Origin of the sequence: Heterorhizobium halophytocola, assembly GCF_017873095.1 — a bacterium.
In the GTDB taxonomy this organism is placed as follows: Bacteria; Pseudomonadota; Alphaproteobacteria; order Rhizobiales; family Rhizobiaceae; genus Allorhizobium; species Allorhizobium halophytocola.
Window position 1 is genome coordinate 122,666 of record NZ_JAGGJU010000006.1, and the last position, 24,570, is coordinate 147,235.

29 protein-coding genes are annotated in these 24,570 nt (G+C 63.3%); 10 read left to right on the top strand and 19 right to left on the bottom strand.

Going from position 1 to position 24,570, the window contains the following annotated elements:
* Positions 1 to 73: 73 nt before the first annotated feature.
* Positions 74 to 931 carry a D-alanyl-D-alanine carboxypeptidase family protein gene (locus tag J2Z17_RS12205; protein WP_209945339.1) on the bottom strand — a complete coding sequence of 286 codons (858 nt, stop codon included), beginning with the start codon at positions 929 to 931 and terminating at the stop codon, positions 74 to 76.
* A 360-nt stretch (positions 932 to 1,291) separates the two neighbouring features.
* Between J2Z17_RS12205 and rpsD the strand changes: the two genes are divergently transcribed.
* The 4 genes from rpsD (at position 1,292) to J2Z17_RS12225 (ending at position 4,722) form a co-directional block, all read left to right on the top strand.
* Positions 1,292 to 1,909: a 30S ribosomal protein S4 gene (gene rpsD, locus J2Z17_RS12210; RefSeq protein ID WP_209945341.1), complete on the top strand. Its 618-nt coding sequence runs from the start codon at positions 1,292 to 1,294 to the stop codon at positions 1,907 to 1,909.
* Positions 1,910 to 1,972: 63 nt separating this feature from the next.
* Positions 1,973 to 2,905, top strand: coding sequence for a glutaminase (locus J2Z17_RS12215; protein ID WP_245224054.1), 933 nt, complete (start codon positions 1,973 to 1,975; stop codon positions 2,903 to 2,905).
* 103 nt (positions 2,906 to 3,008) lie between these two features.
* Positions 3,009 to 3,896 (top strand): tRNA 2-thiocytidine(32) synthetase TtcA, encoded by an 888-nt coding sequence (gene ttcA, locus J2Z17_RS12220; RefSeq protein ID WP_209945345.1) that lies wholly within the window; start codon positions 3,009 to 3,011, stop codon positions 3,894 to 3,896.
* 1 nt (position 3,897) lies between these two features.
* On the top strand, positions 3,898 to 4,722 hold the full coding sequence (locus J2Z17_RS12225; protein ID WP_209945735.1) for an inositol monophosphatase family protein: 825 nt from the start codon (positions 3,898 to 3,900) through the stop codon (positions 4,720 to 4,722).
* An 86-nt stretch (positions 4,723 to 4,808) separates the two neighbouring features.
* Here the strand turns inward: J2Z17_RS12225 and J2Z17_RS12230 are convergent, their stop codons facing one another.
* The 7 genes from J2Z17_RS12230 to J2Z17_RS12260 form a co-directional block, all read right to left on the bottom strand.
* The gene (locus J2Z17_RS12230; protein ID WP_209945737.1) at positions 4,809 to 6,014 is read right to left on the bottom strand and encodes a multidrug effflux MFS transporter; all 1,206 of its coding nucleotides are present in this window, start codon (positions 6,012 to 6,014) and stop codon (positions 4,809 to 4,811) included.
* 134 nt (positions 6,015 to 6,148) lie between these two features.
* Positions 6,149 to 6,481 carry a Grx4 family monothiol glutaredoxin gene (gene grxD, locus J2Z17_RS12235; RefSeq protein ID WP_209945347.1) on the bottom strand — a complete coding sequence of 111 codons (333 nt, stop codon included), beginning with the start codon at positions 6,479 to 6,481 and terminating at the stop codon, positions 6,149 to 6,151.
* Positions 6,482 to 6,686: 205 nt separating this feature from the next.
* Positions 6,687 to 6,914 (bottom strand): hypothetical protein, encoded by a 228-nt coding sequence (locus J2Z17_RS12240; protein ID WP_209945349.1) that lies wholly within the window; start codon positions 6,912 to 6,914, stop codon positions 6,687 to 6,689.
* Between the two features lie 17 nt (positions 6,915 to 6,931).
* Entirely contained in the window at positions 6,932 to 7,165 is a 234-nt protein-coding gene (locus tag J2Z17_RS12245) for a BolA/IbaG family iron-sulfur metabolism protein (RefSeq protein WP_209945351.1), read from the bottom strand.
* A gap of 16 nt (positions 7,166 to 7,181) precedes the next feature.
* Entirely contained in the window at positions 7,182 to 9,416 is a 2,235-nt protein-coding gene (gene purL, locus J2Z17_RS12250; protein ID WP_209945352.1) for a phosphoribosylformylglycinamidine synthase subunit PurL, read from the bottom strand.
* A 139-nt stretch (positions 9,417 to 9,555) separates the two neighbouring features.
* A complete protein-coding gene (locus J2Z17_RS12255) occupies positions 9,556 to 10,110 on the bottom strand; it encodes an acyloxyacyl hydrolase (protein WP_209945355.1) in 555 nt (184 codons plus the stop codon).
* A gap of 88 nt (positions 10,111 to 10,198) precedes the next feature.
* Positions 10,199 to 11,617: an aminotransferase-like domain-containing protein gene (locus J2Z17_RS12260; RefSeq protein ID WP_209945357.1), complete on the bottom strand. Its 1,419-nt coding sequence runs from the start codon at positions 11,615 to 11,617 to the stop codon at positions 10,199 to 10,201.
* Between the two features lie 82 nt (positions 11,618 to 11,699).
* Here J2Z17_RS12260 and J2Z17_RS12265 point away from each other — a divergent pair, with 82 nt between their 5' ends.
* Entirely contained in the window at positions 11,700 to 11,981 is a 282-nt protein-coding gene (locus J2Z17_RS12265; protein WP_209945359.1) for a DUF1127 domain-containing protein, read from the top strand.
* 108 nt (positions 11,982 to 12,089) lie between these two features.
* On the opposite strand, the gene J2Z17_RS12270 is transcribed toward J2Z17_RS12265, so the two are convergent.
* From J2Z17_RS12270 to J2Z17_RS12295, 6 genes are all read right to left on the bottom strand, one after another.
* A complete protein-coding gene (locus tag J2Z17_RS12270) occupies positions 12,090 to 12,470 on the bottom strand; it encodes a hypothetical protein (RefSeq protein WP_209945361.1) in 381 nt (126 codons plus the stop codon).
* 14 nt (positions 12,471 to 12,484) lie between these two features.
* A complete protein-coding gene (gene purQ, locus J2Z17_RS12275) occupies positions 12,485 to 13,159 on the bottom strand; it encodes a phosphoribosylformylglycinamidine synthase subunit PurQ (RefSeq protein ID WP_209945363.1) in 675 nt (224 codons plus the stop codon).
* The gene (locus tag J2Z17_RS12280) at positions 13,156 to 13,413 is read right to left on the bottom strand and encodes a hypothetical protein (RefSeq protein ID WP_209945365.1); all 258 of its coding nucleotides are present in this window, start codon (positions 13,411 to 13,413) and stop codon (positions 13,156 to 13,158) included. The genes purQ and J2Z17_RS12280 overlap by 4 nt, the downstream gene beginning before the upstream one ends.
* 19 nt (positions 13,414 to 13,432) lie before the next feature.
* Positions 13,433 to 13,675 carry a phosphoribosylformylglycinamidine synthase subunit PurS gene (purS, locus tag J2Z17_RS12285; protein WP_209945367.1) on the bottom strand — a complete coding sequence of 81 codons (243 nt, stop codon included), beginning with the start codon at positions 13,673 to 13,675 and terminating at the stop codon, positions 13,433 to 13,435.
* 22 nt (positions 13,676 to 13,697) lie between these two features.
* Positions 13,698 to 14,462, bottom strand: a complete 765-nt coding sequence (gene purC, locus J2Z17_RS12290) for a phosphoribosylaminoimidazolesuccinocarboxamide synthase (protein WP_209945369.1) — start codon at positions 14,460 to 14,462, stop codon at positions 13,698 to 13,700.
* 257 nt (positions 14,463 to 14,719) lie between these two features.
* Positions 14,720 to 15,268: an RBBP9/YdeN family alpha/beta hydrolase gene (locus J2Z17_RS12295; protein WP_209945371.1), complete on the bottom strand. Its 549-nt coding sequence runs from the start codon at positions 15,266 to 15,268 to the stop codon at positions 14,720 to 14,722.
* Between the two features lie 165 nt (positions 15,269 to 15,433).
* Between J2Z17_RS12295 and J2Z17_RS12300 the strand changes: the two genes are divergently transcribed.
* The gene (locus tag J2Z17_RS12300) at positions 15,434 to 16,237 is read left to right on the top strand and encodes a DUF2189 domain-containing protein (protein WP_209945373.1); all 804 of its coding nucleotides are present in this window, start codon (positions 15,434 to 15,436) and stop codon (positions 16,235 to 16,237) included.
* Positions 16,238 to 16,325: 88 nt separating this feature from the next.
* Here the strand turns inward: J2Z17_RS12300 and purB are convergent, their stop codons facing one another.
* From purB to rpe, 4 genes are all read right to left on the bottom strand, one after another.
* Positions 16,326 to 17,633, bottom strand: coding sequence for an adenylosuccinate lyase (gene purB / locus J2Z17_RS12305; RefSeq protein ID WP_209945375.1), 1,308 nt, complete (start codon positions 17,631 to 17,633; stop codon positions 16,326 to 16,328).
* Between the two features lie 62 nt (positions 17,634 to 17,695).
* Positions 17,696 to 18,229: a hypothetical protein gene (locus tag J2Z17_RS12310; protein WP_209945377.1), complete on the bottom strand. Its 534-nt coding sequence runs from the start codon at positions 18,227 to 18,229 to the stop codon at positions 17,696 to 17,698.
* A complete protein-coding gene (locus J2Z17_RS12315) occupies positions 18,226 to 18,960 on the bottom strand; it encodes a DUF2259 domain-containing protein (RefSeq protein ID WP_245224059.1) in 735 nt (244 codons plus the stop codon). Before J2Z17_RS12315 ends, J2Z17_RS12310 begins: the two co-directional genes overlap by 4 nt.
* Complete coding sequence (gene rpe / locus J2Z17_RS12320; RefSeq protein WP_209945378.1) at positions 18,957 to 19,634, bottom strand: ribulose-phosphate 3-epimerase; 678 nt, start codon at positions 19,632 to 19,634, stop codon at positions 18,957 to 18,959. Before rpe ends, J2Z17_RS12315 begins: the two co-directional genes overlap by 4 nt.
* A 122-nt stretch (positions 19,635 to 19,756) precedes the next feature.
* On the opposite strand from rpe, the gene J2Z17_RS12325 reads away from it, so the two are divergent.
* Positions 19,757 to 20,521 carry an SDR family NAD(P)-dependent oxidoreductase gene (locus J2Z17_RS12325; RefSeq protein WP_209945380.1) on the top strand — a complete coding sequence of 255 codons (765 nt, stop codon included), beginning with the start codon at positions 19,757 to 19,759 and terminating at the stop codon, positions 20,519 to 20,521.
* Between the two features lie 12 nt (positions 20,522 to 20,533).
* Here J2Z17_RS12325 and J2Z17_RS12330 read toward each other — a convergent pair whose 3' ends face one another.
* Positions 20,534 to 21,640: a branched-chain amino acid ABC transporter substrate-binding protein gene (locus tag J2Z17_RS12330; protein WP_209945741.1), complete on the bottom strand. Its 1,107-nt coding sequence runs from the start codon at positions 21,638 to 21,640 to the stop codon at positions 20,534 to 20,536.
* A gap of 195 nt (positions 21,641 to 21,835) precedes the next feature.
* On the opposite strand from J2Z17_RS12330, the gene J2Z17_RS12335 reads away from it, so the two are divergent.
* Genes J2Z17_RS12335 through J2Z17_RS12345 form a run of 3 tightly spaced genes read left to right on the top strand, consistent with a single transcriptional unit; the run spans position 21,836 to position 24,568 of the window.
* Positions 21,836 to 22,330 carry a flavin reductase gene (locus tag J2Z17_RS12335; protein WP_342454401.1) on the top strand — a complete coding sequence of 165 codons (495 nt, stop codon included), beginning with the start codon at positions 21,836 to 21,838 and terminating at the stop codon, positions 22,328 to 22,330.
* Between the two features lie 54 nt (positions 22,331 to 22,384).
* Entirely contained in the window at positions 22,385 to 23,311 is a 927-nt protein-coding gene (locus tag J2Z17_RS12340; protein ID WP_209945383.1) for an AAA family ATPase, read from the top strand.
* Positions 23,312 to 23,314: 3 nt separating this feature from the next.
* The gene (locus J2Z17_RS12345) at positions 23,315 to 24,568 is read left to right on the top strand and encodes a vWA domain-containing protein (protein WP_209945385.1); all 1,254 of its coding nucleotides are present in this window, start codon (positions 23,315 to 23,317) and stop codon (positions 24,566 to 24,568) included.
* The last annotated feature ends 2 nt before the right edge of the window (positions 24,569 to 24,570 follow it).

Sequence of the window (24,570 nt, forward strand, 5' to 3'; positions counted from 1 at the left end):
ACCCCAGCCGTGCCGTGCCGCACCTGAAGGCAGGCACGGGTCGGAGCGGCCTGTCAGCCTGTCGCTTAAACGATCAGTTGGAGCCTGTGTCGCCCATCTCGGCATCGCTGTTGGCGACGGCCGGCGGCGGCAGGGGGCCGAGATATTTCTCCATCAGCGACACCATTTCGGCGTCGCGGCCGGCCTCGGTGTCGCTGCCAAGCACGACGCCGACCAGCCGCCGCGCACCGTTCGTCGCCGATGTCACCAGATTGTAGCCGGAGGCCTCGGTGTAGCCGGTCTTGATCCCGTCCGCCCAGTCATGCGCCATCAGCACGCCGTTGTGGCCATGCAGCTTCATGCCGCGGAAGACCATCCGCTTTTCGGAAAACAGTTTGAACTCTTCGGGGAAGTCGCGCATCAGCGCCATGCCGAGGCGCGCCATGTCGGTGGCGGTCGTCACCTGGATCGGGTCCGGCAGCCCGGCGGGATTGGTGAAGGTCGTGTCCTTCATCCCCAGTTCGTGTGCCTTGGCGGTCATCACCTTGCCGAAGGCGGCTTCCGAACCGGAGAGGGTCTCGGCCACGGCCACGGCCGAATCATTGGTCGACAGGATGATCATGCCGAGCACGGCTTCGCGCACGGAGATCGATCGACCGGCGCCGACGGCAAACTTGTAAGGATCCTTGCTCTCGGCATTTTCCGACATCACCAGCCGGTCGTCCCAGTGCAGCCGCCCCTGCTTCAACGCCTCGAAGGTCAGATAGAGCGTCATCATCTTCGTCAGCGAGGCCGGATAGAGGCGCTCGCCTGGATTTTGCGATTCCAGCACGGTGCCATTGGTGGCATCCACGACGATATAGGCGCGCGCTGCCTGCGCCAGGGAGGCAGCAAGGGTCAGCGAGAGGGTCAGGGTGGCGCCAGCGAGGAGCCGGGAGAGGCGGGGCAGCATGTTTGGCCTTGGGTCGGTTTCTGAAAAAAGACGGGGTTCGCCGTCACACATAGAGCGGAATTGCCGCCGTGTCAGCATGCTGCTAAAATAAGGCAGAAGATCGTGATCGGGCGCCTGATGTCCGTCCAATCCACATCCATGCGACCGGTTCGCTTGACTTCCCGCCGGATTGCCCCTATAGCCCCGCCAACGCCGGGCAGCGATGTCCGGTGTTTCACTGACATGTCCCGTGGTTTCCTCCGAAACGCTTTCGTGAGAAACCTGTCAGAGTTCGAAAAAGGAACTCAGAGGAGGGCGTGTTTCCTTGGGAGCCGGTCCGTCAACGGATCGCTCCAGCATGTTGAACTTTAAGGAAATACGATGAGCAAGCGCGCATCTTCCAAGTACAAAATCGACCGCCGCATGGGCGAAAACATCTGGGGCCGTCCGAAGTCCCCGGTCAACCGCCGCGAATACGGCCCCGGCCAGCACGGTCAGCGCCGCAAGGGCAAGCTTTCCGACTTCGGCGTGCAGCTACGCGCCAAGCAGAAGCTGAAGGGCTACTACGGGGACATTCGCGAGAAGCAGTTCCGCGCGACCTACGAAGAAGCCAACCGCCGCAAGGGCGACACCGGTGAAAACCTGATCGGTCTGCTGGAATCGCGTCTGGACGCCATCGTCTACCGCGCCAAGTTCGTCCCGACCGTCTTTGCTGCCCGTCAGTTCGTCAACCATGGCCACGTCACGGTCAACGGCGTCAAGGTCAACATCGGTTCCTACCGCTGCAAGGCCGGCGACGTGATCGAAGTGCGCGAAAAGTCGAAGCAGATGGTGACCGTTCTGGAAGCCGTTTCGCTCGCCGAGCGCGACGTTCCGGACTACATCGAAGCCGACCACCACAAGATGGTCGCCACCTTCGTTCGCATTCCGACCCTTGCCGACGTGCCTTACGCCGTCATCATGGAACCGAACCTGGTCGTCGAATTCTACTCGCGCTAATCACTCGAGCGCGTTATTTCAGAAAGCCGCCCGGCAACGGGCGGCTTTTTTCGCATCAGGGGCATGCTTATGGATCTGCAGGCAGTCGTCGATGATATAGCATCCGCGCTTTCCGAGCGCCGGGGCGAAGGCAAGGTTGCGGATTACATCCCGCAGCTGGCCAAGGTCGACCCGAAGCAATTCGCGATCACCATCACCACCGTCGACGGCCAGGTCTTCAGCGCCGGCGATGCGGAGACGCCGTTTTCGATCCAGAGCATATCCAAGGTCTTCATGCTGACGCTGGCGCTGGGGCAGGCGGGCGAGACGGTGTGGAAGCGTGTCGGGCGGGAGCCGTCCGGAACAGCCTTCAACTCGATCGTCCAGCTCGAGCAGGAGCACGGCATCCCGCGCAATCCCTTCATCAATGCCGGCGCCATCGTCATCTGCGACATCGTGCTCGGCAGCTACAAGCCGAAGGAAGCGATCGGCGAATATGTCCGCTTCATGCGCTATCTGGCCGATGACGATATGCTGACCATCGACCGGGCCGTGGCGATGTCGGAGACCGCCACCGGATCGCGCAACACGGCGCTGGCCAATTTCATGCGCTCCTTCGGCAATCTGCACCACGACGTGGCGCATGTGCTCGGCGTCTATTTCCACCAGTGCGCGCTCGCCATGACGACGCGCCAGCTGTCGCGGGCAGGCCTGTTCCTGGCAGCCCAGGGGGCGGATCCGATCAGCGGCTATTCCGTCGTCAGCGCCAGCCGGGCGCGGCGCATCAACGCCCTGATGCTGACCTGCGGCCATTACGACGGTTCCGGCGATTTCGCCTTCCATGTCGGCCTGCCGGGCAAGAGCGGCGTCGGCGGCGGCATTCTGGCGGTCGCGCCGGGCAAGGCTTCGATCGCGGTCTGGTCGCCCGGCCTCAACAAGGTCGGCAATTCCGCGCTCGGCACGCTGGCGCTCGAAATGCTTACCAACCAGACCGGCTGGTCGGTCTTCGGGGCTTGATCTTCGCGGCGTAACGCGTCATGTGGCGTCACATCCGTCTTGTGCGCCAGTTGCGCACCGCCAGGTGCGCACCCGGTTGCGCCCAGTTATACGAGCTTGCCCGATGACCCTAAATGAGCTTGACACCGCAGCAAAGGACGCCGACATCCACGACGCCGAAACGGCGGACACGGCTGGGGTGCATCCGATGTTTGCCGCTGCGCCACGTTCCGTGTCGTTCAACAAGCTGCGCAAGCGTCTCATCCGCCAGGTCCGCCAGGCGTTCGACGATTTCGACATGCTGAAGGGCCAGAAGCGCTGGCTGGTCGGCCTGTCCGGCGGCAAGGACAGTTACGGCCTGCTGGCGCTGCTGCTCGATCTCAAATGGCGCGGACTGCTGCCGGTCGAACTGGTCGCCTGCAATCTCGACCAGGGCCAGCCCAATTTTCCCAAGCACGTGCTGCCGGACTACCTGACATCGATCGGCGTGCGGCACCGGATCGAATATCGCGACACCTATTCGATCGTGAAGGAGAAGGTGCCGGCGGGTGGCACCTATTGTTCGCTCTGCTCGCGGCTGCGCCGCGGCAATCTCTACCGCATCGCCCGGGAAGAAGGCTGCGACGCGCTGGTGCTCGGCCACCACCGGGAGGATATTCTCGAAACCTTCTTCATGAACTTCTTCCACGGCGGACGGCTTGCCTCGATGCCGCCGAAACTGCTGAACGACGAAGGCGACCTGATGCTACTGCGACCGCTCGCCTATGCGGCCGAGGACGATCTGGCACGCTTTGCCGAGGCGATGGCCTTTCCGATCATCCCCTGCGATCTCTGCGGTTCGCAGGACGGGCTGCAGCGCAATGCGATGAAGGACATGCTGGCCGGCATCGAGGCGAAGATGCCGGGCCGCAAGGACGCGATGCTGCGGGCGCTCGGCCACGTCAATCCGTCCCATCTGCTCGACCCCGCCCTTTTCGACTTCAAGGACCTCCACCCCAAAGCCAAGGACTGACATCATGGCCGAACTCGACATCGCGTTGCTTGCCAATATCTTGCAGGAGGCGGCGGCCACGGAGATATTGCCGCGCTTTCGCAATCTCGGCGCCGAGGACATACGCGTCAAGACCGAGGCGATCGATCTCGTCACGGAAGCCGACGAGGCCGCCGAGCGGCGGATCATGGCGCGGCTGGCCGAGGCCATGCCGGATGCATTGTTCATCGGCGAGGAGGGCGTGGCCGCCGATCCTTCGCTGCTCGACAAGCTTGCCGACGCGGATCTGGCCGTCGTGATCGATCCGATCGATGGCACCTTCAACTTCGCCTCGGGCCTGCCGCTGTTCGGCGTCATGGCCTCGGTCGTTGCCAAGGGCGAGACTGTCGCCGGCGTCATCTACGACCCGATGGGCAATGACTGGCTGATTGCCGAAAGGGGCTCCGGCGCCTGGTTCTGCGGCGCAGACGGCAGCCAGACGGAAGCGACGCTCGCACCTCCCATGCCGCTCGACCAGATGGTCGGCATTGCCAATGCCAGCTATATCCCGGTCGAACACCGCCGCACCATGCTGACCAATCTGGCCGAGGTCAGGCTGTTTACGACCTATCGCTGCGCGGCTCACGAATATCGTGCGTTTTCAGGCGGTCACTTTCATTTCCTGATGTATCACAAGCTGATGCCCTGGGATCATCTGGCCGGTGCCCTGATCTGCGAGGAGGCCGGTGCGCATGTGCGCAGGCTCGATGGTTCGGTCTACAAACCGGGCCAGGTGGAAGGCGGCCTGCTGATCGCTCCGGATGAGAGCAGCTGGCAGGAGCTGCGCCGGAAGATCTTCACCTTCTGAAAACGCAAGATAGCGGTACGTAAGACGCAAAAACCCGCAGCAAGAATCCCTTGCTGCGGGTTTTACATGTCTTGCATGCGAACGTTTCAGACCGCCGGATTATGGGGCTGGAAGAGCTTGCCTCGTTCGGCGATCAGCACGAAGACCAGTCCGATGATCGAGACCACGAAGAAGCCGGCGACCATCGGGACCGATGTGCCGTTGAACGACTGGCCGATGATCGCGCCGATCAATGCGCCGCCGACCGTGCTCATGAAGCCGAGCACCGAGGAGGCCGTGCCGGCGACATGGCCGAGCGGCTCCATCGCGAGCGAGTTGAAGTTGGCGCCGATCCAGCCGAACTGGAACATCGAAAGTGCAAACAGCGTCAGGAACATCAGAAAGGGCATCGGCTGCGGCCCGACGAAATGGGCGATCAGCCAGACGAGATTGATGGCGATGAAGCCGAGCAGGGAGCCGTGCGACAGCTTGCGCATGCCGAACCGGCCGACCAGCCTTGAATTGATGAACGAAGCGGCTGCCATGAAGATTGCCACCGCGGCAAAGGCTGCCGCAAACCAGTCACCGAGTTCGTAGATGTCGATATAGATCTGCTGGGCCGAGTTGATGAAGCCGAACAGCGCACCGAAGATGAAGGTCGTCGCCAGCGTATAGCAAAGCGCCAGCCTGTTGGTCAGCACGATGCGGAAACCGGCTGCGATGGTCTTCGGATTGAACGGGCGGCGTTGTTCGACCGGCAGCGTCTCCGGCAGGCGGACATACATCCAGACGCCGACGACCGCCGCGCCCGTTGCCATGAAGGCGAAGATCCAGTGCCAGTTGCCGAACAGCATGATGATCTGGCCGGTGCCCGGCGCGATCACCGGCACGATCATGAACACCATCATGATCAGCGACATGGCTTCCGCCATGCGGCGGCCGCCATAGACGTCGCGCACGATGGAGACGGTGATGACCCGCAGTGCCGCGGCTCCCAGCCCCTGCAGGGCGCGCATGGCGAGCATGGTCTCGAAATTCGGTGCGACCATGGCGGCGAGCGCGGCAAAGACATAGATCGAGATGCCGAAGATGACCGGCTTGCGCCGGCCGAGCCAGTCGGACAGCGGACCGTAGATCAACTGTGCGACGCCAAAGCCGAGCAGGAAGGCCGAAACGATATACTGGCGATGATTGGCATTGGTGACGCCAAGCGAGTCGCCGATGCGGTCCAGTGCCGGCAGCATGCTGTCGATTGCTAGCGCTGTCAGCGACATCATCCCCGCCATCAGCGCGATGAATTCAAACCGGTGCATGGCGCCGAGCGCTGGCGGGTGGGACGAGGGACTGGACATCGTGGACCTTTTGCAAACGGAAGGCGCTGCAGATGCAGCGCCTTTCTGAAAAACGGACGATTGGGGAAGCGGGGCGCCAAACGCCCCCGCGTCATTCAGGCCGCGCCGCGGACCTCAATGCCGTTGCCCTGCAGGTGGTTTTGCAGTTCACCCGCCTGGAACATCTCGCGGATGATGTCGCAGCCGCCGAGGAACTCGCCCTTGACGTAAAGCTGGGGAATGGTCGGCCAGTTGGAATATTCCTTGATGCCCTGGCGAATCTCGTCGTCGGCAAGAACGTTGACGCCCTTGTAGTCGATGCCGAGGTAATCGAGGATCTGCACGACCTGGCCGGAGAAACCACATTGCGGGAACTGCGGTGTGCCCTTCATGAAGAGGACGACGTCATTGGTCTTGACTTCGTTTGCGATGAAATCGTTTGCGCTCATGGTTTTGTCCTTTCACATGCGGTTCAAGGCCGCTGCTTTGTCTTTTCGCTAGATAACAACGTGCAGCCACGATTACCAGTGCTTTTGCCGTCCGGCAGCGCCGTGCCGGTCTGCCGCCGTCTGCGGCATGAACACCCGGGCTTGGACGGATCTCTTGACCGGCGACTGCGACAGGCATGTGACACGGCCACAGGCCGGTGTCGCGCTACCGGGGGGCGCGCTGGCTGCTGCGCTTGGCGGTCGTGCGTCGGCGGCTGACCTGCTTTTTGGCCGGCTTGCGGGCGACGGCCTTCTTCTTGACGAAACGGCCGGTCGTCTTGGAGCGTGCCTGGCGCTTGTGGCGGGCGGACGTGCGACCGGTGGTCTTCTTTAAGACCTCCTTCAGCGCGCCTTCGATGATGCCTTCAACGATACTGCCGATGCCGAGCGCCATCGCTTTTCACGCCTTGTCTATTCGGGGATGGAAGTCTGCAGGGCAAGCGCATGCAGTACGCCGCCCATATTACCCTTCAGTGCGTCATAGACCATCTGGTGCTGCTGCACCCGGGTCTTGCCGCGGAAGGCTTCCGCGACGACCTCGGCTGCATAGTGGTCGCCGTCTCCTGCCAGGTCACGGATGACGACTTTCGAGCCGGGAATGCCCGCCTTGATCATGTCTTCGATATCGCCCGGTTTCATCGCCATGTTGACAGTCTCCTGGTTATTCCGCGGCGGCGCTCAGCGCGTCGCCATGCATGAAATCAGGAAACCATGATTCATGGGCGTCACGCAATGTCGTGACCGGCAGGCTCAGCACGTCCTCGATCACCAGATCGGAACCGCCGATGGTGCCGAGCCGGCGGAACGGCACGCCGCCACCTTCGGCATTGGCGCAGATGAAATTGGCAAGATCCGGGGAGACCGTGACGACATAGCGTGCCTGGTCTTCGCCGAACAGCAGGGCGTGGTTGAGGCCGCGGCTGTCGGCTAGCGATACCGTCATGCCCTTGCCGGAGGCCATCGCCATCTCCGCGAGCGCAAGCGCCAGGCCGCCGCTCGAAATGTCGTGGCAGGCCGAGATCTGGCCGTTGCGGATGGCGGAGCGGACGAAATCGCCGTTGCGGCGTTCGGCATAGAGATCGACTTCCGGCGGCGGACCGTCGGTCAGGCCGAGAATGTCGCGCATGTAGATCGAGCTGCCGAGATGGCTTCCGTCGATGCCGATGAGCAGCACCACATCGCCTTCGTTGGCTCCGCCGATCCTGGCCATGCGGCTCCAGTCATGCAGAAGGCCGACACCGGCGATCGTGGGCGTCGGCAGGATCGCGACACCATTGGTCTCGTTGTAGAGCGAGACATTGCCGGAGACGATCGGGAAATCGAGCGCCGCACAGGCTTCGCCGATGCCCTGGATCGCCTGGACCAGCTGGCCCATGATTTCGGGCTTTTCCGGATTGCCGAAATTGAGGTTGTCGGTCGAGGCGAGCGGCTCAGCGCCGGTGGCCGTGATATTGCGCCAGCATTCGGCGACCGCCTGCTTGCCGCCTTCATACGGGTCGGCCTCGACATAGCGCGGCGTGACGTCGGAGGAGAAGGCGAGGGCCTTGGACGGATGGCCGTCGACGCGCACCACGCCTGCGTCACCGCCCGGCAGCTGCAGCGAATTGCCCTGGATCAGCGTGTCGTACTGCTCGTAGACCCAGCGGCGGCTCGACTGGTTGGCGGACCCGACCAGTTGCAGCAGCGCATCGCCGTAGTTTTCGGGTTCGGCCACCAGGTTTGCGGGCAGGGCGCCACGCTTGTCGGCCTCGCGCCAGGGGCGATCATATTCCGGGGCCTCGTCGCCGAGTTCCTTGATCGGCAGGTTCGCCACTTCGCTGCCCTGATGCAGCACACGGAAGCGCAGGTCGTCGGTGGTCTTGCCGACAATGGCGAAGTCCAGGCCCCATTTGACGAAGATCGCCTTGGCGGCCTCTTCCTTGGAGGGCTCCAGCACCATGAGCATGCGCTCCTGGCTTTCCGAAAGCATCATTTCATAGGCGGTCATCTGCTCTTCGCGGACCGGCACCTTGTCGAGATCGAGCTCGATGCCGAGACCGCCCTTGGCGCCCATCTCGACGGCCGAACAGGTAAGACCGGCAGCCCCCATGTCCTGGATGGCGATGACGGCCCCAGTTGCCATCAGTTCGAGGCAGGCTTCCAGCAGGCATTTCTCGGTGAAGGGGTCGCCGACCTGCACGGTCGGGCGCTTCTCCTCGATCTGCTCGTCGAATTCGGCAGACGCCATGGTCGCGCCACCGACGCCATCGCGGCCGGTCTTGGCGCCGAGATAGACGACCGGCAGGCCAACGCCCTTGGCTTCCGAGAGAAAGATGCCGTCGGACTTGGCGATGCCGGCTGCAAAGGCATTGACCAGGATATTGCCGTTATAGCGCTCGTCGAACTCGACTTCGCCGCCGACCGTCGGCACGCCGAAGGAATTGCCATAGCCGCCGACGCCGGCAACAACGCCGGAGACGAGGTGTCGCGTCTTCGGATGATCCGGTGCGCCGAAACGCAACGCGTTCATGGCGGCGATCGGCCGGGCACCCATGGTGAAGACGTCGCGCAGGATGCCGCCGACGCCGGTCGCGGCCCCCTGATAGGGTTCGATATAGGACGGGTGGTTGTGGCTCTCCATCTTGAACACCACGACATCGCCATCATCGATATCGACAACGCCGGCATTCTCGCCGGGACCCTGGATGACGCGGGCGCCGGTGGTCGGCAGGGTGCGCAGCCAACGCTTGGAGGATTTGTAGGAACAATGTTCGTTCCACATGGCGGAGAAGATGCCGAGTTCGGTAAAGCTCGGCTCGCGGCCGATCAGATCGAGGATCCGCTGGTATTCGTCGGGCTTCAGCCCGTGCGAAGCTACAAGTTCCGGGGTGATCGCAATCGAATTCGGGATCGTCATCTCTTTTCCTGGGATCGGTGCCATTTTCGGGGCTTTGGCGCCTCTTTAACCCATGTGGCCGTCAAGCGCGACAGGAAAATGGGCTCCGCCGAGGCTTATCCCGCCGCCTTGCATGCGCGTCGCCGGCCGATCGCGGCTGTCAGAAATGATAGGCCACCGCAAGGCCCGCATGGCTGACGCCGTCGTTCGGCCCGTCGCACAATTCCGCATGCGAGGAGTGATCGACGCTGGCAACGAGGTCGAAGCGATCGGTAATGCGGTAGCCGGCGGCGACCGACTCGTGGAAGAGCAAGTGACAGCCGAGATTGGGGCCGTCCGTATTGCCCGTCAGCGTGCCGTCATGTACGGCCCCGCCGAAGCCGAGATCGAGATAGAGCTTGTCGGTCACGGGAATTTTCCAGTCGACGCCGCCAAAGGCGAGGTTGGTCTCGCCGCTGGTGGAGAGGATCGCCCCGACATTCACCCTGGGATGCAGTAACAGGTCGAGCGGCGTGGTGGCATCCATCGCGTCGAACGGGTCGAAGAAGAAGGTGATGTTGGGAAACAGCCCTGTTTCCTGGCTGCGCCCGTCCTGGATCGACGCAGACAGCCCGGTCCGTATTTCCTTGACCGACCAGTCGGCAGCATTGCATGTCCCGGCCTGGAGGAAGAGGAGGAGCGCTGCTCCGGCAGTTGCAAATTCAGCGGTCCGCATCCGCGAATCTCCGTTGTAACGAATACCTATCGCTAGCATGCGTCGCAGCAGATCAGAACCAGGAAAATTCGCCCGCCCGGATAGCCTCTCAGGCGACGCTGTCATAGCCGGCCGACGGCATTTCCAGAAGCTGGCGGACAATGGTGAGGCCGGTCTCGACCGTCTTGCGATCGCCGGGCGGTGAGAAGCCGAGTCGCACCCTGTGATGCGTCTTGTCCGAGCGGCCGGCGCGGAATTCGTCCTCGTCGTCGATCAGCACGCCATTGTTGAAGAGGGCGTTCTTGAACGTCCCGGAAAGCCAGGGGTCCGGCAGCTTCAACCAGAGAAAGGGAATGTCCGGATTGGAGCAGAAATCGTGTCCGGCAAGCACCGATCGCGCCAGGGATTCGCGGGCGCTAATTTCCGCGCGGCAGAGGCCCCAGATACGCTCGGCCTCGCCCGACAGGACGAGCCGGGCACAGAGTTCGGCGAGCAGGAAGGGCAAGCCGCCGGTGATCATCTTGTGGGCGATGCGGATACGCTGGGCGAAATGCGGGGGGCAGGAAACCCAACCGCCGCGCACGCCGGCGGCGACCGCCTTCGACAGCCCGTCGACCACGAATGTCCGGTCGGGCGCCAGCTCGGCGAGCAACGGGATCTGCTTCTGGTCCATGGCGCCGTAGAGATTGTCCTCGATCAGCCAGACGCCGTATTTGTGGGCGATCCCGGCAATTGCCTTGCGCCGCTCGAGGGGCAAGGTGGCAAGCGTCGGGTTCTGCGCCGACGACATGATGAAGGCGACCTTCGGGTGCTGCTGGATGCAGACCCGCTCGAAATCATCCGGCAGGATGCCGTCGTGATCGGACTCGACCAGACAGGTGCGTCGCCCGACCAGGCCGGCAGCACGGCTGACCTGCGAAAACGTCAGGTGCTCGAAGACGATCTTGTCGCCCGGCGCCGTCACGGCCGTCAGGACCGCCATAATGGCTGCGTGGGCGCCAAGCGTCGGCACGACCGAGTCGGGCGAGGGCGACCAGTTGCCGTCGGAGAGCCAGCGGGCGCCCGCCTCGTACCAGTGATCGGGGAAGCTGCGGGTATAGCTGGAGATCTCCGAGGGCAGTTCGCGCGCGATCTCGGCCATGATGTCGGCCATTACCGCGCTCTGCCCGACATCCGGCGCCGCGGTGCTGTCGAAGCGGATCTTGCCGGGCGGCGCGCTGAAAGGTCGCGTCCCGACAAGGCTCGCCGTCACCGGATCGTGGCTGGCCTGAGGCGATATCTCCTGTCGCGACAGCACATAGGTGCCGCGGCCGACCTCGCCACTGACCAGGCCGCGTTCATGCAGCAGGGCATAGGCGCGACTGATTGTTCCGATTGTAACCCCTATGTCGAAGGCCAGGTTCCGCTGCGGCGGCAGCTTCGTTCCGGCAGCCAGCCCACCGTCCATGATGGCATCTTCCATCTGGTCGGCGAGGCGAATGTAGAGCGGGCCATTGCCCTGCTTGAGATTTGGGAGCCAATTTGTCATCGTGACAATTCAGTATATTGTACCCGTTCAATAGTCAATCTATCTGGATTGCACCGAACTCAAAAAAATGAACAGGTGCAATATGCGCAAGCATGACGAATATCTTGCGACAATCGATACAATCTACCCCGACGCTTTCACCCGCGAAACGCTGGTTTATGTGCGCGACGAATTGCTGCCGGCGCGGCAGAGACCGAATTATCGCACGGGACTGGTAGGGATGTTCGATCGCCTGGTGATGTGGCACCTGACGCGGCAGGGCCGCAAACAGTTGCGCGATCTCGATGATGCGCTCTTGGCCGATATCGGCATCAGCAAGCTGCGCGCGCGCAGCGAGGTCGCAAGATCCCGGCTGCTGCTCTGATCGGTCTCAGGCCTGATCTGTAGAATATTTGAACACGCGCCGTCACTCGATGGCGTGACGGGTCCGGCATCGCTACCCCAACGGCGGTGCCGGGCTCGCAAGGTCTGCTCAGCAGCCGCTGTCGCCGCCGGCCCAGCGCTGCACGTCCTTGCTGACGCGGCCGGAGAGCGGTTCCCCCATCATCGGTCCGAAGGCGCTCAGCTTCGGCGGCTTGCCGCTCGCCTGGACAACCAGCACCGGCCGTATGTCCGGCGAACCCTTGCGGACCACAAGGATGCGCGGCTGGTCGGAGAAGGACGACAGTTCCGGCGAAAGCGCATAGCTCTTGAAGGCCGGATCGCTCGACTTGAACCAGCATCGATTGGCCGAGACGGCGACCTTTTCCATGACGTCGAGTGCCGACGCGCCGGATGCCGGCGCGGTCGATTTGCTCTGGCAGGCGGTAAGAGCGGCCAGGCCGATCAGGACGAGCGTCAGTTTCAGGCGCATGGTATGTCGACCGATCAGGCTGCTGCGATGACGTCGAGGGCGGAGGCGAAGAGCGCCCGCCCGTCATTGCCGCCATGGGCGGCCTCGATCAGGTTTTCGGGATGCGGCATCAGGCCAAGCACATTGCCCTTTTCGTTGATGACGCCGGCGATGTCGTTGATCGAGCCGTTCGGATTGGTGCCGTCCGCATAGCGGAAGACGACCTGGCCATTGTCCTCGATAAGCTGCAGCGTTTCCGCATCGGCAAAGTAGTTGCCGTCGTGATGGGCAACCGGGCAGCGCAGGATCTGGCCCTTTTCGTAGGCCCGGGAGAAGTCGGTCTCGGCATTGACGACCTCGAGCTTGATCTCCTTGCAGACGAATTTCAGCGAGGCATTGCGCATCAGCGCGCCGGGCAGCAGGCCTGCCTCGAGCAGGATCTGGAAGCCGTTGCAGACGCCGAGCACCTTGACGCCCTGATCCGCCTTGGCCTTGATCGCCTGCATGACCGGCATGCGCGCCGCAATCGCACCGCAACGCAGGTAGTCGCCGTAGGAGAAGCCGCCGGGGATGACGATCAGGTCGACATCCGGCAGCTCGGTTTCCGTCTGCCAGACGGTCACCGGCGCCTGCCCGGAGATCTTGGTGAGGGCCGCGATCATGTCGCGGTCACGATTGAGGCCTGGGAGCTGGACGACGGCTGATTTCATGGGTGTGGCTCGAACCTTGATTGGGCTTCCTGGAGCTCCCGCAGCTCCAGACGGTTTTCAATGCGATCCAGCCGGTTTTCCACCTGACCGACGGTTATGCGCAGATTGTTGATGTCACCCTGCAGGACGTGAAGCTGTCCGCGCAAGGTTGTATTGTCGGCGCGCAGTTCGCTTAGGGTAAAGTCAACCTTGTCGAACCGCTGGCTGAGCTTCTTCATCAGCTCATGCATCAGTTCGCTTGTCACTTCGGCCACTGCCGCGCTCCATCCAACCTCAGTCAATGGCGATAGTATAGTTCTCGATGACGGTATTGGCGAGGAGCTTCTCGCACATGTCCTTGAGTTCGGCTTCGGCCTTCGCCTTGTCGTCACCCTCGACTTCGAGATCGAAGACCTTGCCCTGACGGACATGGCCGATGCCGTTAAAGCCCAGGCTCGACAACGCGCCCTCGATCGCCTTGCCCTGCGGGTCGAGAACGCCGTTCTTCAGCGTGACGGTGACACGTGCCTTGATCACTGGCAACTCCTTGACCTTGTCTTTACTTGACCAGAACCGGGCCGGTGCCGCGGATCGGTTCGTTCTCGTTGATGATGCCGAGCCGGCGCGCGACTTCCTGATAGGCTTCGAGCAGGCCGCCGAGATCCTGGCGGAAACGGTCCTTGTCGAGCTTTTCGCGGGTCTCCATGTCCCACAGCCGGCAGCTGTCGGGCGAGATCTCGTCGGCCAGGATGATGCGCATCATGTCGCCCTCGAACAGCCGGCCGCATTCGATTTTGAAATCGACGAGCTGGATGCCGATGCCGAGGAAAAGCCCCGACAGGAAGTCGTTGACCCGGATGGCCAGCGCCATGATGTCGTCGAGCTCGGCCGGGTTGGCCCAGCCGAAGGCGGTGATGTGCTCTTCCGAGACGATCGGATCGTTGAGCGCGTCGGACTTGTAGTAGAACTCGATGATCGAACGCGGCAGGACGACGCCTTCCTCGATGCCGAGGCGTTCCGACAGGGAGCCGGCGGCGACATTGCGCACGACGACCTCGAGCGGGATCATCTCGACTTCCTTGATCAACTGTTCGCGCATGTTGAGGCGGCGGATGAAATGGGTCGGAATGCCGATCTTGTTCAGATGCGAATACAGGTATTCGCAGATCCGGTTGTTCAAAACGCCCTTGCCGTCGATGACGTCGTGCTTCTTCTTGTTGAATGCGGTCGCATCATCCTTGAAGAACTGAATGAGCGTGCCCGGCTCCGGACCTTCGTAGAGGATCTTGGCCTTGCCCTCGTAAATACGGCGGCGACGGTTCATGTAAGGGGTACTCTGTCTGTTGGCGCCATCATGCGACGGCGCGGTGAAATGGTAATTTGACCGGTGCCATATCGGAAATCATACGTTTCCACAATGCGGCTGTGGGGCCGTCCTCCGGGATTTTAGCCGGCCGGGCGTCCCTCCGGCCAGATTCGCAGCCCATCCATATGTACCCGCTTTTCCCTTAAACGGCAAAATGGCCCCCATGATGGCGCGTACGCGCGGCAACCGGACCGGGCGCGTCTTCGCCGTGCCGCTCAAAGCTGGGCGAGAAAGCGGGCGAACACCATGGTGCCTTCCGGCCACGGGCCATGGCCCGATTCCGCATTGATATGGCCGGATTCGCCAGCGTCGACCAGCAGCGAGCCCCAGGCGGCGGCGATGTCGTCGGCATGCTCGTAGGAGCCGAACGGGTCATTGCGGCTGGCAACCGTCATCGTCGGAAAGGGCAGAGGGTCGCGCGGGTAGGGCCCGAAGGTCATCAGATGCTTCGGCCGGATCTTCGGATTGTCGACTTCCGGCGGGGCTACGAAGAACGCACCGGCCACCGGCTTGGTAAACTGCGGCACGGCGTGGATGACGGTCGGGATACCCAGCGAATGGGCGACCAGCACCACGGGCTTGGTTGCCGCATTGACCTCCTCGACCAGGCGGGCAACCCAGTCTTCGCGTACGGGTTTAGACCACTCGGCCTGCTCGACGCGGCGGGCGGTGGAGAGTTTCTGTTCCCAGCGGGACTGCCAGTGGTCGGGGCCGGAATTGGTGTAGCCGGGAACGATGATGATGTCTGCGTCTGAAGCTTTCATGGGCCCGATTTGTGCGGTCACCCGCCGGCTGTCAAGGGATCGGGCGACAATCGCCTGGAAATTTGCTAGGCTTGCGCTGCCGGTGGTTCCAGGGGATGCGTCGGCGTACAGCGTTCGCCGCGATCCGCTTCGGCTTCACACCGCGTGAAACGAGAGGACTGTGCCATGACCGCATTTCATGTATGGGCCGCACCCGGCGAGGAGTTTGCCCGGCCGGTGGTCAACAAGATCTCGAATGCCGATGTCATAGACGCGCTGCGCAAGGGCGCCGAAGACTTTTATGCCAAGCCATCCCACTATGTCTTCCTCGGGCTGATCTATCCGGTCGCGGGAATCCTGTTGATGGCCTGGGCGGCGGGTGCAAACCTGCTGCCGCTTTTGTTTCCGCTGGCCTCCGGCTTTGCCCTGATCGGACCGTTTGCGGCACTGGGGCTCTACGAAATGAGCCGCCGCCGCGAGGCGGGGCTTCAGACGTCGTGGCAGGATATCGCGGCGCTGCGGGATTCGCCGGCCTTGCCGTCGCTGCTGGCCCTCGGCGCCATGCTGGTCGGCATCGAACTGCTCTGGCTACTGGTGGCACAAGGGCTCTATATCCACTTTTTCGACGGTGACGTGCCCCTGCGCTTCGACTGGTTTCTGGCCGATATCTTCAACACCGGTTCCGGCCTGTCACTGATGATCTGGGGCATTGCGATCGGCTTCATCTTCGCGGTGGTGGTCCTCGCCTCGACCATCATTGCCTTCCCGATGCTGCTCGAACAGGATTGCGGGGCGGGGCGGGCGATCGAGACCTCTCTCAGGGTCACCGCTAGGAACCCGGTCCAGGTCGCGCTGTGGGGGATCGTGGTGTCGGTCATGCTGGTGATCGGGTTTCTGCCGATGCTGGTCGGACTGACGATCACGGTGCCGATCCTGGGCCATGCCACCTGGCATCTTTACACCCGGCTTGTAACGCCGGCGGCCGGCTGACCGATCGGGTGAGGGCAACGACAAGAGGCCGCCCGCGAGCGGACGGCCTCGTCGATAACTGCAGGCTGAAAGCTCTGGCGCGCTCTGCTCAGCCCTGGCCGAAAACCCGGCGGAAAATCGTGTCGACATGCTTGGTGTGGTAGCCGAGGTCGAATTTCTCGCGAATGGTCTCCTCCGGCAGGGCTGCGCGGACTTCCCCGTCGGCCAGCAATTCCTCCAGGAAGTCCTTGCCCTGTTCCCACACCTTCATGGCATTGCGCTGAACGAGGCGATAGGCGTCCTCGCGCGACACGCCGGCCTGCGTCAGGGCCAGCAGAACACGCTGCGAGTGAACGAGGCCGCGGAACTTGTTGAGGTTGTTCATCATGTTGTCGGGGTAGACCACCAGCTTCTCGATCACGCCGGCGAGCCGGTTGAGAGCGAAATCCAGCGTTACGGTGGTGTCGGGGCCAATGGCGCGCTCGACAGAGGAGTGGGAAATGTCGCGCTCATGCCAGAGGGCGACATTCTCCATCGCCGGCGTTACCGACATCCGCACGAGACGGGCAAGACCGGTCAGGTTTTCGGTCAGCACCGGATTGCGCTTGTGCGGCATGGCCGACGAGCCCTTCTGGCCGGGCGCGAAGAACTCTTCCGCTTCCAGCACCTCGGTGCGCTGCATGTGGCGGACTTCGATCGCGACGTTTTCGATCGACGAGGCGATGACGCCGAGGGTGGCGAAGAACATCGCATGGCGGTCGCGCGGGATCACCTGGGTCGAGATCGGCTCCGGCTGCAGGCCGAGCTTGTCGCAGACATATTCCTCCACCCGAGGGTCGATATTGGCGAAGGTGCCGACGGCACCCGAAATCGCGCCGGTGGCGATCTCGGCGCGGGCTGCGACCAGACGGGCGCGGTTGCGGTCCATCTCGGCATAGAAGCGGGCAAGCGTCAGGCCCATCGTCGTCGGCTCGGCATGGATGCCATGGCTGCGGCCGATGCGAATGGTGTCCTTGTGCTCGAAGGCGCGGGCCTTCAGCGCGGCCAGCAGTCGGTCCATGCCGTCGAGCAGGATGTCGGCAGCGCGCACCAGCTGGATATTGAAAGTCGTATCCAGCACGTCCGACGAGGTCATGCCCTGATGGACGAAGCGGCTGTCGGGCCCGATGAATTCGGACAGATGGGTCAGAAAGGCGATGACGTCATGCTTGGTGACGGCCTCGATCTCGTCGATGCGCGCGACGTCGAATTCGGCCGCATTGCCCTTTTCCCAGATCGTCCTGGCAGCGTCTTCCGGGATCACGCCGATATCGGCGAGCGCCTGGCAGGCATGGGCCTCGATCTCGAACCAGATGCGGAATTTGGTTTCGGGAGACCAGATGGCGACCATATCGGGCCGCGAATAGCGAGGGATCATCGGCGTTCAGCTTTCGTGTCTTGAAATCGTTGGGGCCGCTTTAGCAAGAAGTGGCGGCGATCTCAACGGTTGCGGTGTGCCAGCCACAGGGAGCTGGCAATCAGCAGTGGTCCGCCGACGGCAAGCAGCGGACGGATTCCGAGTACGGCGAACTGATAGGCAGCGACCGCGCCGGTAAAGACGAACTGGTAGCACCAGGTGATCGTGCCGAAGGGCGCGTGCCATCTCGAATAGAACTGTCTGTACTGCATGGCATAGGCAAAGGCGATCAGAAGAATGGTGCCGGCGCCGAGCAATAGCAGAGCGGCGGCAAACCGGGTCGCCGCGCGCCGGTCGCATACCAGGCCGCGGATCAGCGGCAGGGCGATCAACCAGGCGATGGCTGCGCCGATGAAATGGAGCACCAGCAATATCGTGTCGTGACTGGCAGAGAGGGAATGGGAAAGCCGGTATCCGATCCATGCCGCCGCGGCAATGGCGATCCCCCAGGCAAGGGCGCCGGCAAGCCAGTCGAACCAGGGTGGCCGAGCCGCTGCGATGCGTGCGGTCAGGCTGCGGTGTGGCCGCGATGCGGGCGCATCGCCAAGGTTCGTCATGGACGGAACGGAACGGCGATCCACCGGCCGTCATGGCCTTCGAAGCCTTGCGAGATAACCATGACCAGCGCCACCTGCACGGTGCTTTCGCCGCCCTCATGATAGGTCATCGCGCCGGCGATCCGGTAGCCGAGGGGACAGTTGCGGCTCTTCGGCACCGGACCGTCCTCGTGCAGCAGGACATCGCTGGTCTTGCCGTCGGTCTCTGTCAGCCGCAACCGAAATCCCTTGATCGTTTCGGCAAGGTTTTCACAACCGGCCGGCGGTTCCTGATCGAATTCCTCGAGACTGAGCCTGTAGGCGCCACCAAAGGGCGGGTCGGCGGCAACGGCCCGGTAGCGCAATTCGTGCGGGTCGTTGTCGAGCTCGCCGAAGGGATTGAGGGCGACAAGCTGTCCCGGGTGATCGGTGATGGCGAACCGGTCGATCAAATCACGGGCCTTGTCCATGTTCTGCCTGCGCGCATCGGAGAGCGTGGCGCTCTCATTGTCGATCCGCAGGCGCAGCGGCGTGCCGGCAACGAAGGTGTCATTGTCGGTATTGACGAAGAAGATATCGGAATATGGGAAGCCGGAACCGTCCTGAACACCGAATTGCTCGAACGCGAAAACCTTGCCGTCGGCGGAAAAGCCGAGTGGAGAAAAATGTGCAATGTCGGCGGCGTGGGCTCCGGCGGAACCGAGCCAGACCCCGATCAGGATTGCGATGACGCGTTTGCCGGTCGATCTCAAGCGCGGCCTCCCTCGGCTGCTTTTCTGAGAGTGTCGACGGTTTTGCGGTAATCGTCAACGCCGTCGCCCTTGTAGATCGCCGAGCCGGCGACCAGCACATTGGCACCCGCCGCCGTCACCAGCGGGGCCGTCTCGGCGGTGATGCCACCGTCGACCTGCAGCTCGATCTCCCGGCTGCCGATCATCATATTGGTCTTGGCGATCTTGTCGACCATGGCCGGGATGAACTGCTGCCCGCCGAAGCCGGGGTTGACGCTCATCACCAGGATCAGGTCGATATCGTTCAGCACGTGTTCGATCGAGGACAGCGGGGTCGCCGGATTGAGCGAGACGCCGGCCTTCAGTCCCAGCGCCCGGATGGTTTGCAGCGAACGGTGCAGATGCGGACCGGCCTCGACATGCACGGTCAGCTGGTCGCAGCCTGCCTCGGCAAAGGCTTCGAGGAAGGGGTCCGCGGGCGCAATCATCAGGTGGCAATCGAAAAAGGCCTTGGTGTGCGGCCTGAGTGCCTTGATGACTGCAGGACCGAACGAGATGTTCGGCACGAAATGCCCGTCCATGACGTCGAGATGGATCCAGTCGGCACCGGCCGTCATGACGTCCTCGACCTCCTGGCCGAGCTTGGCGAAATTGGCGGCAAGAATGGACGGGGCAATTCTGACGGGACGGGTCATCGGCAAACGGGCTCCTCGGACGACGTTTTCTGTGCTCGCCTTTATCACCGGGGGATGGCCTGTACAACTGGCTGCCAGCTGCTAGGAGTGGCGGTGTGAGGACCATGTCGGGAGGGATGGAGATGACGGGATTTGCGGTTGTGACCGGCGGCAGCAGCGGCATCGGGCGCGGCCTGGTCTTGGCCTTTGCCGCAGCCGGATACCGGGTGGCGTTCAGCCATTTTGAGGCTGCGGACGCCGCAGGCACGGTGTTGGCGGAGGTCGAGGCGGCGGGCGGTGCGGCGGTCGCGCTTAGTTGCGACGCTGGAGACGGGGCTGCCGTCGAACAGTTCTTCGACGAGGCCTGTGCCTTTGCGGGCGCGGCACCCGACGTCCTGGTCAACAATGCCGGCATCCAGACCTGGGCGCCGCTGCTGGAGCTTTCGGAGGCGGCGTGGAACCGGGTGATCCGTACCAACCTGACCGGAACCTTCCTCAACACCCAGGCCGCCGCCAGACGGATGAAGGATCAGGGCATCGCGGGCGCGATCGTCAATATCGGTTCGGGCTGCAACAAGCTCGCCTTTCCCCGTCTCGTCGACTACACCGCCTCGAAGGGCGGTATCGAGCAATTCACCAAGGTCGCGGCGGTCGAGCTCGGGCCCGATGGCATCCGGGTCAATTGCGTTGCGCCGGGAGCTGTGGTGACGGAACGCACGCTGGCCGAGGCGCCCGATTACGAAGAGAGCTGGGGCCGGATCACCCCCTTGCGCCGGGCCGGCACTCCGGATGACATTGCCGCTGCCGTGCTGTTTCTGGCGTCCAAACAGGCCGGATTCATTACCGGCCAGACGATCTGGGTGGATGGCGGCCTGTTTTCGCAGCCGCAATGGCCTTATCCGGTGTAAAGCAATTTGAGGCTATTGGCCGGGCGGCGGGACGAGAACGAATTTGCCGCCCTCCCATTCCTGCAGTCGGTAGGGATTGGTGATCAGCTCATGATCTGGGCCGAAGCCGATCGGTCCGATCGCCGTGTCGAACGATCCGCTGCCGATTGCCTCGGCAAGCGGCTTGGTGTTTGCCCGCTGCCGGGCCGCATCGACGATCTGGACCGCGGCATAGGCCGGCAGCAGATAGCCTTCGGGTTCGATGCCTTCCGCGCGAAGCCGCTCGGCCGTCGGCTGTGCCTCCGGCAGCTGGGCATAATCCGGAAGCGCGATCGCATAGACACCGTCCGGAAGCGCCACCGGCTGGTCGGCGGCCCGCATGCTGTCGGCGCCGATCAGCGTCAAGCCACTGTTTTCTGCCGCGGCGTCGCGGGCGATGATGGCGACATCGTTGCGGTCGCCGCCGATGAAGACATGGCTTGCGCCGGCCCGCTGGAGCCGGCGGACGATGGCGATCTGGTTCTCCTGCCCAGGCCTGAAGGTGTCGACGAAAACAGGCTTCAGTCCGCCGGTTTCGAGCTTGTTGCGCACCTCGTCGACAAGCTCGCGGCTGTGGATGGTTCCGTCATCGATCAGCGCAATCGTCCGGTCGGCCCAGGTCGACAGGATGGTCTGGGTGATCTTCTCGCCCTCGTCGTCCGGTGCCGGCGCCAGACGGTAGAAGGGCCAGCCATATTTGACGGCGTCTTCCATCAGGCTCTTCCAGCGAACGGAGACGGTGATCGCCGGAATGCCGGCCTTTGTCAGGTCCGGCAGGACATGCGCCAGTGTCTCCGAGCAGAGAAAGCCGATCGCGGCATCCGCCCCGGCATTGACGATGGCGTCGGCGACCGAGCGCGTGTCGGCCTCGTCGCAGCTTTCATCGATCAGGGCCACCTCTTGCCCACTTGCCACTGCCGCCGCCTTGGCGCCGGCGATGATCTGCTGGCCAAGCGGGGCAAACGGTCCGGATTGCGGCGCGACCACGGCAAGGGTTGCCGCCTGCGCCTGTGCCGCCCCCAGTCCGAACACAATCACCAGAGCCGCCCGCGCCGGTGCGCTGCTGAAAAGGTGTCGGGCATGAACGGCGAGCGTGGCCATGGACGGGCATTCCTTGTTGGTCTCGCCGGTCATGCTAAAGCCTCGCGACGCCGATGGAAACGGCAAAGCTGTTTGTCCGGCACTTTCAATAGGCAGGCATAGGCCTTATCTGCTGTTGTCGAAACGGTAACCGCAGCCATGCATGCTGGCGCCACCGGAAAACGCTGACCGGTGAATGCCGGGCAGGAGAGGGATGTGTTGGGACGACAGGCAATAGAATCGGCGCTCTACCGCGATGCGATGGCGCATTACGCCGGCCATGTGCAATTGATCACCGGCGAGCACGAAGGCGTGCGGCGCGGCGTGACGATCACAGCCGCCTGCTCGGTATCCGACAGCCCGCCCATGGTGCTGGCCTGCCTCAACAACACCAATGCAAAGAATGCCGTCTTCTTCGACAGCGGGCGCTTCGTGCTGAACACGCTCGGCATACGCCACGAAGCCCTGGCCGCCGCCTTTGCCGGCTTCGGTGGTCTTGCGAGCGAGGACCGCTTTGCGCTTGGCGACTGGACGACGCTGATCACCGGCGCCCCGGTGCTGTCGGATGCGATCGCCTCCTTTGATTGCCGGGTGGTCGACACTAAGGTCACCGCCACCCATACCGTGCTGTTCGGCGAGGTCGTGGCGCTCAATTTCGGACCCGCCGACCAGTCTCTTGTCTATCTGGACCGGGCATTCCGCAGCCTGTAAGCTTTTGCGCAGGGCCACGCCGAAGATGCGGGCCTTGAGCATCAGGGAGGAGCCATGACCGTGCCATCCGATCACGGCGTGCCGGGCGATATCGGTTCGACGATCGCGCTTCTGGCCGGCCAGGACTATCTGGCGGGACGAGAACTTGCGACGGTGGTGTTCCTGGCGCTGCGCATGGGACGGCCGCTGTTTCTCGAGGGCGAGGCGGGCGTCGGCAAGACCGAGATCGCCAAGGCGCTGGCCAAGGCGCTCGATCGGCCGTTGATCCGGCTGCAATGCTATGAGGGACTGGACATTTCCTCGGCCGTCTACGAGTGGAACTATACCGCCCAGATGCTGGAGATCCGGTTGTCGGAAGCCGCCGGCATTCGCGACCGGGAGCGGATCGAAGGCGATGTGTTCGCCGAGCGGCATCTGATCCGGCGGCCCGTGCTGCAGGCGCTGGAGCCCTCCGACCGCGGGCCGCCGGTTTTCCTGATCGACGAACTCGACCGCACCGACGAGGCCTTCGAGGCATTTTTGCTGGAGGTGCTGTCGGACTTCCAGGTGACGATCCCCGAACTCGGCACGATCAGGGCGCAGCAGCCACCGATCGTCATCGTCACCTCCAACCGCACCCGCGAGGTTCACGATGCGCTGAAGCGGCGCTGCCTCTATCATTGGGTCGATTACCCGAGCGCCGAGGAAGAGCTGGAGATCGTGCGCCGCCGGGTGCCCGGCTGCAATGCGGCGCTGTCGCGCGAGCTGGTCGCCTATGTGCAGAAATTGCGCGGGCTCGATCTGTTCAAGAATCCGGGCGTCGCCGAGACCATCGACTGGGCGAGTGCGCTCACCGAGCTGGACCGGCTGGCGCTCGATCCGCAGGCGATTTCCGACACGCTCGGCACCCTGCTCAAATACCAGGACGACATCGCCCGCATCAAGGGCGGCGAGGGCCAGCGCCTCCTGTCGGAAGTGCGCGCCGAGCTGCTGGCGGGCTGAGCCATGGCAGACGGCGGCCCGGACGGATTACCCCATGCGTCGCCTTTGTCCGGCGACGGACGTCTTGCCGACAATATCGTGCATTTCGCCCGCGTGCTGCGCGGGGCGGGACTGAAACCGGGCCCCGGCGCGGTCGCCGACGCCATCCTGGCGATCGAGGCGATCAATATCGGTTCGCGCAGCGAATTTCATGCGGCCCTTTCGGCCGTCTTCATCCGCCGCCACGAGGACCAGCCGGTATTCGACGAAGCGTTCGTCCTGTTCTGGCGCTCTCGCGATCTGACGGCGAAGATGATCGCACTGATGTCGCCGCGGACACCGGAATCGTCGACGAAGCAGAAGGAAAAGCCGGGGGCGGCCAGGGTTGGCGAAGCGCTGGCCGGAACGCGACGGAAATCGGCGCCCGAGCGCGAGCGCGAGGAAGTCGAGATCGATGCGCGGCTGACCGTCTCGGATACGGAGCGGCTACGGACGCTGGATTTCGCCCAGATGTCGGTCGAGGAGCTGGCCGCGGCCTACCGAGCGATCGCGGAGCTGGATGGCGCCTTCGACATGACCCGTACCCGACGCTTCAGGCCAGCCTCCACGGCCAGCGTGATCGACGCCCGGGCGACCATGCGCACGGCGATGCGGTCCGGTGGCGATCTCATCCTCCCGCGCTGGCGCACGCACCGCGAGATTGCCCCGCCGCTGGTGGTTCTGGCCGATATTTCCGGATCGATGAGTCAGTATACCCGGATCTTCCTGCATTTCCTGCATGCGCTTTCGGCACGCCGCCGGCGGGTTCATACCTTCCTGTTCGGCACGCGCCTGACGAATGTCACGCGACAGATGCGCGCCAGGGACCCGGATGTCGCGGTCGAGGCCTGCTCGGCGCTGGTGCAGGACTGGTCCGGCGGCACGCGGATCGGCGAGACGCTGCGGGAGTTCAACCGCCTCTGGGGCAGGCGTGTTCTGGGACAGGGCGCCATCGTGCTTTTGATCACCGACGGCCTGGAGCGCGCCGAGGTCGACAACCTTTCGGCCGAGACCGACCGGCTGCACCGGTCCTGCCGTCGACTGATCTGGTTGAACCCGCTTTTGCGCTTTGACGGGTTCCAGGCAAAGGCCCAAGGTGTAAAAGCTATGCTGCCGCATGTTGACGAGTTGCGTCCGGTGCACAATTTGAAGTCTCTGGCGGACCTCTCCGCTGCACTGACCGGAGCGACAGGCCGGGACCATCATCCACGTCGTTTTCTCGACCGAGGGAGAATCTAGTC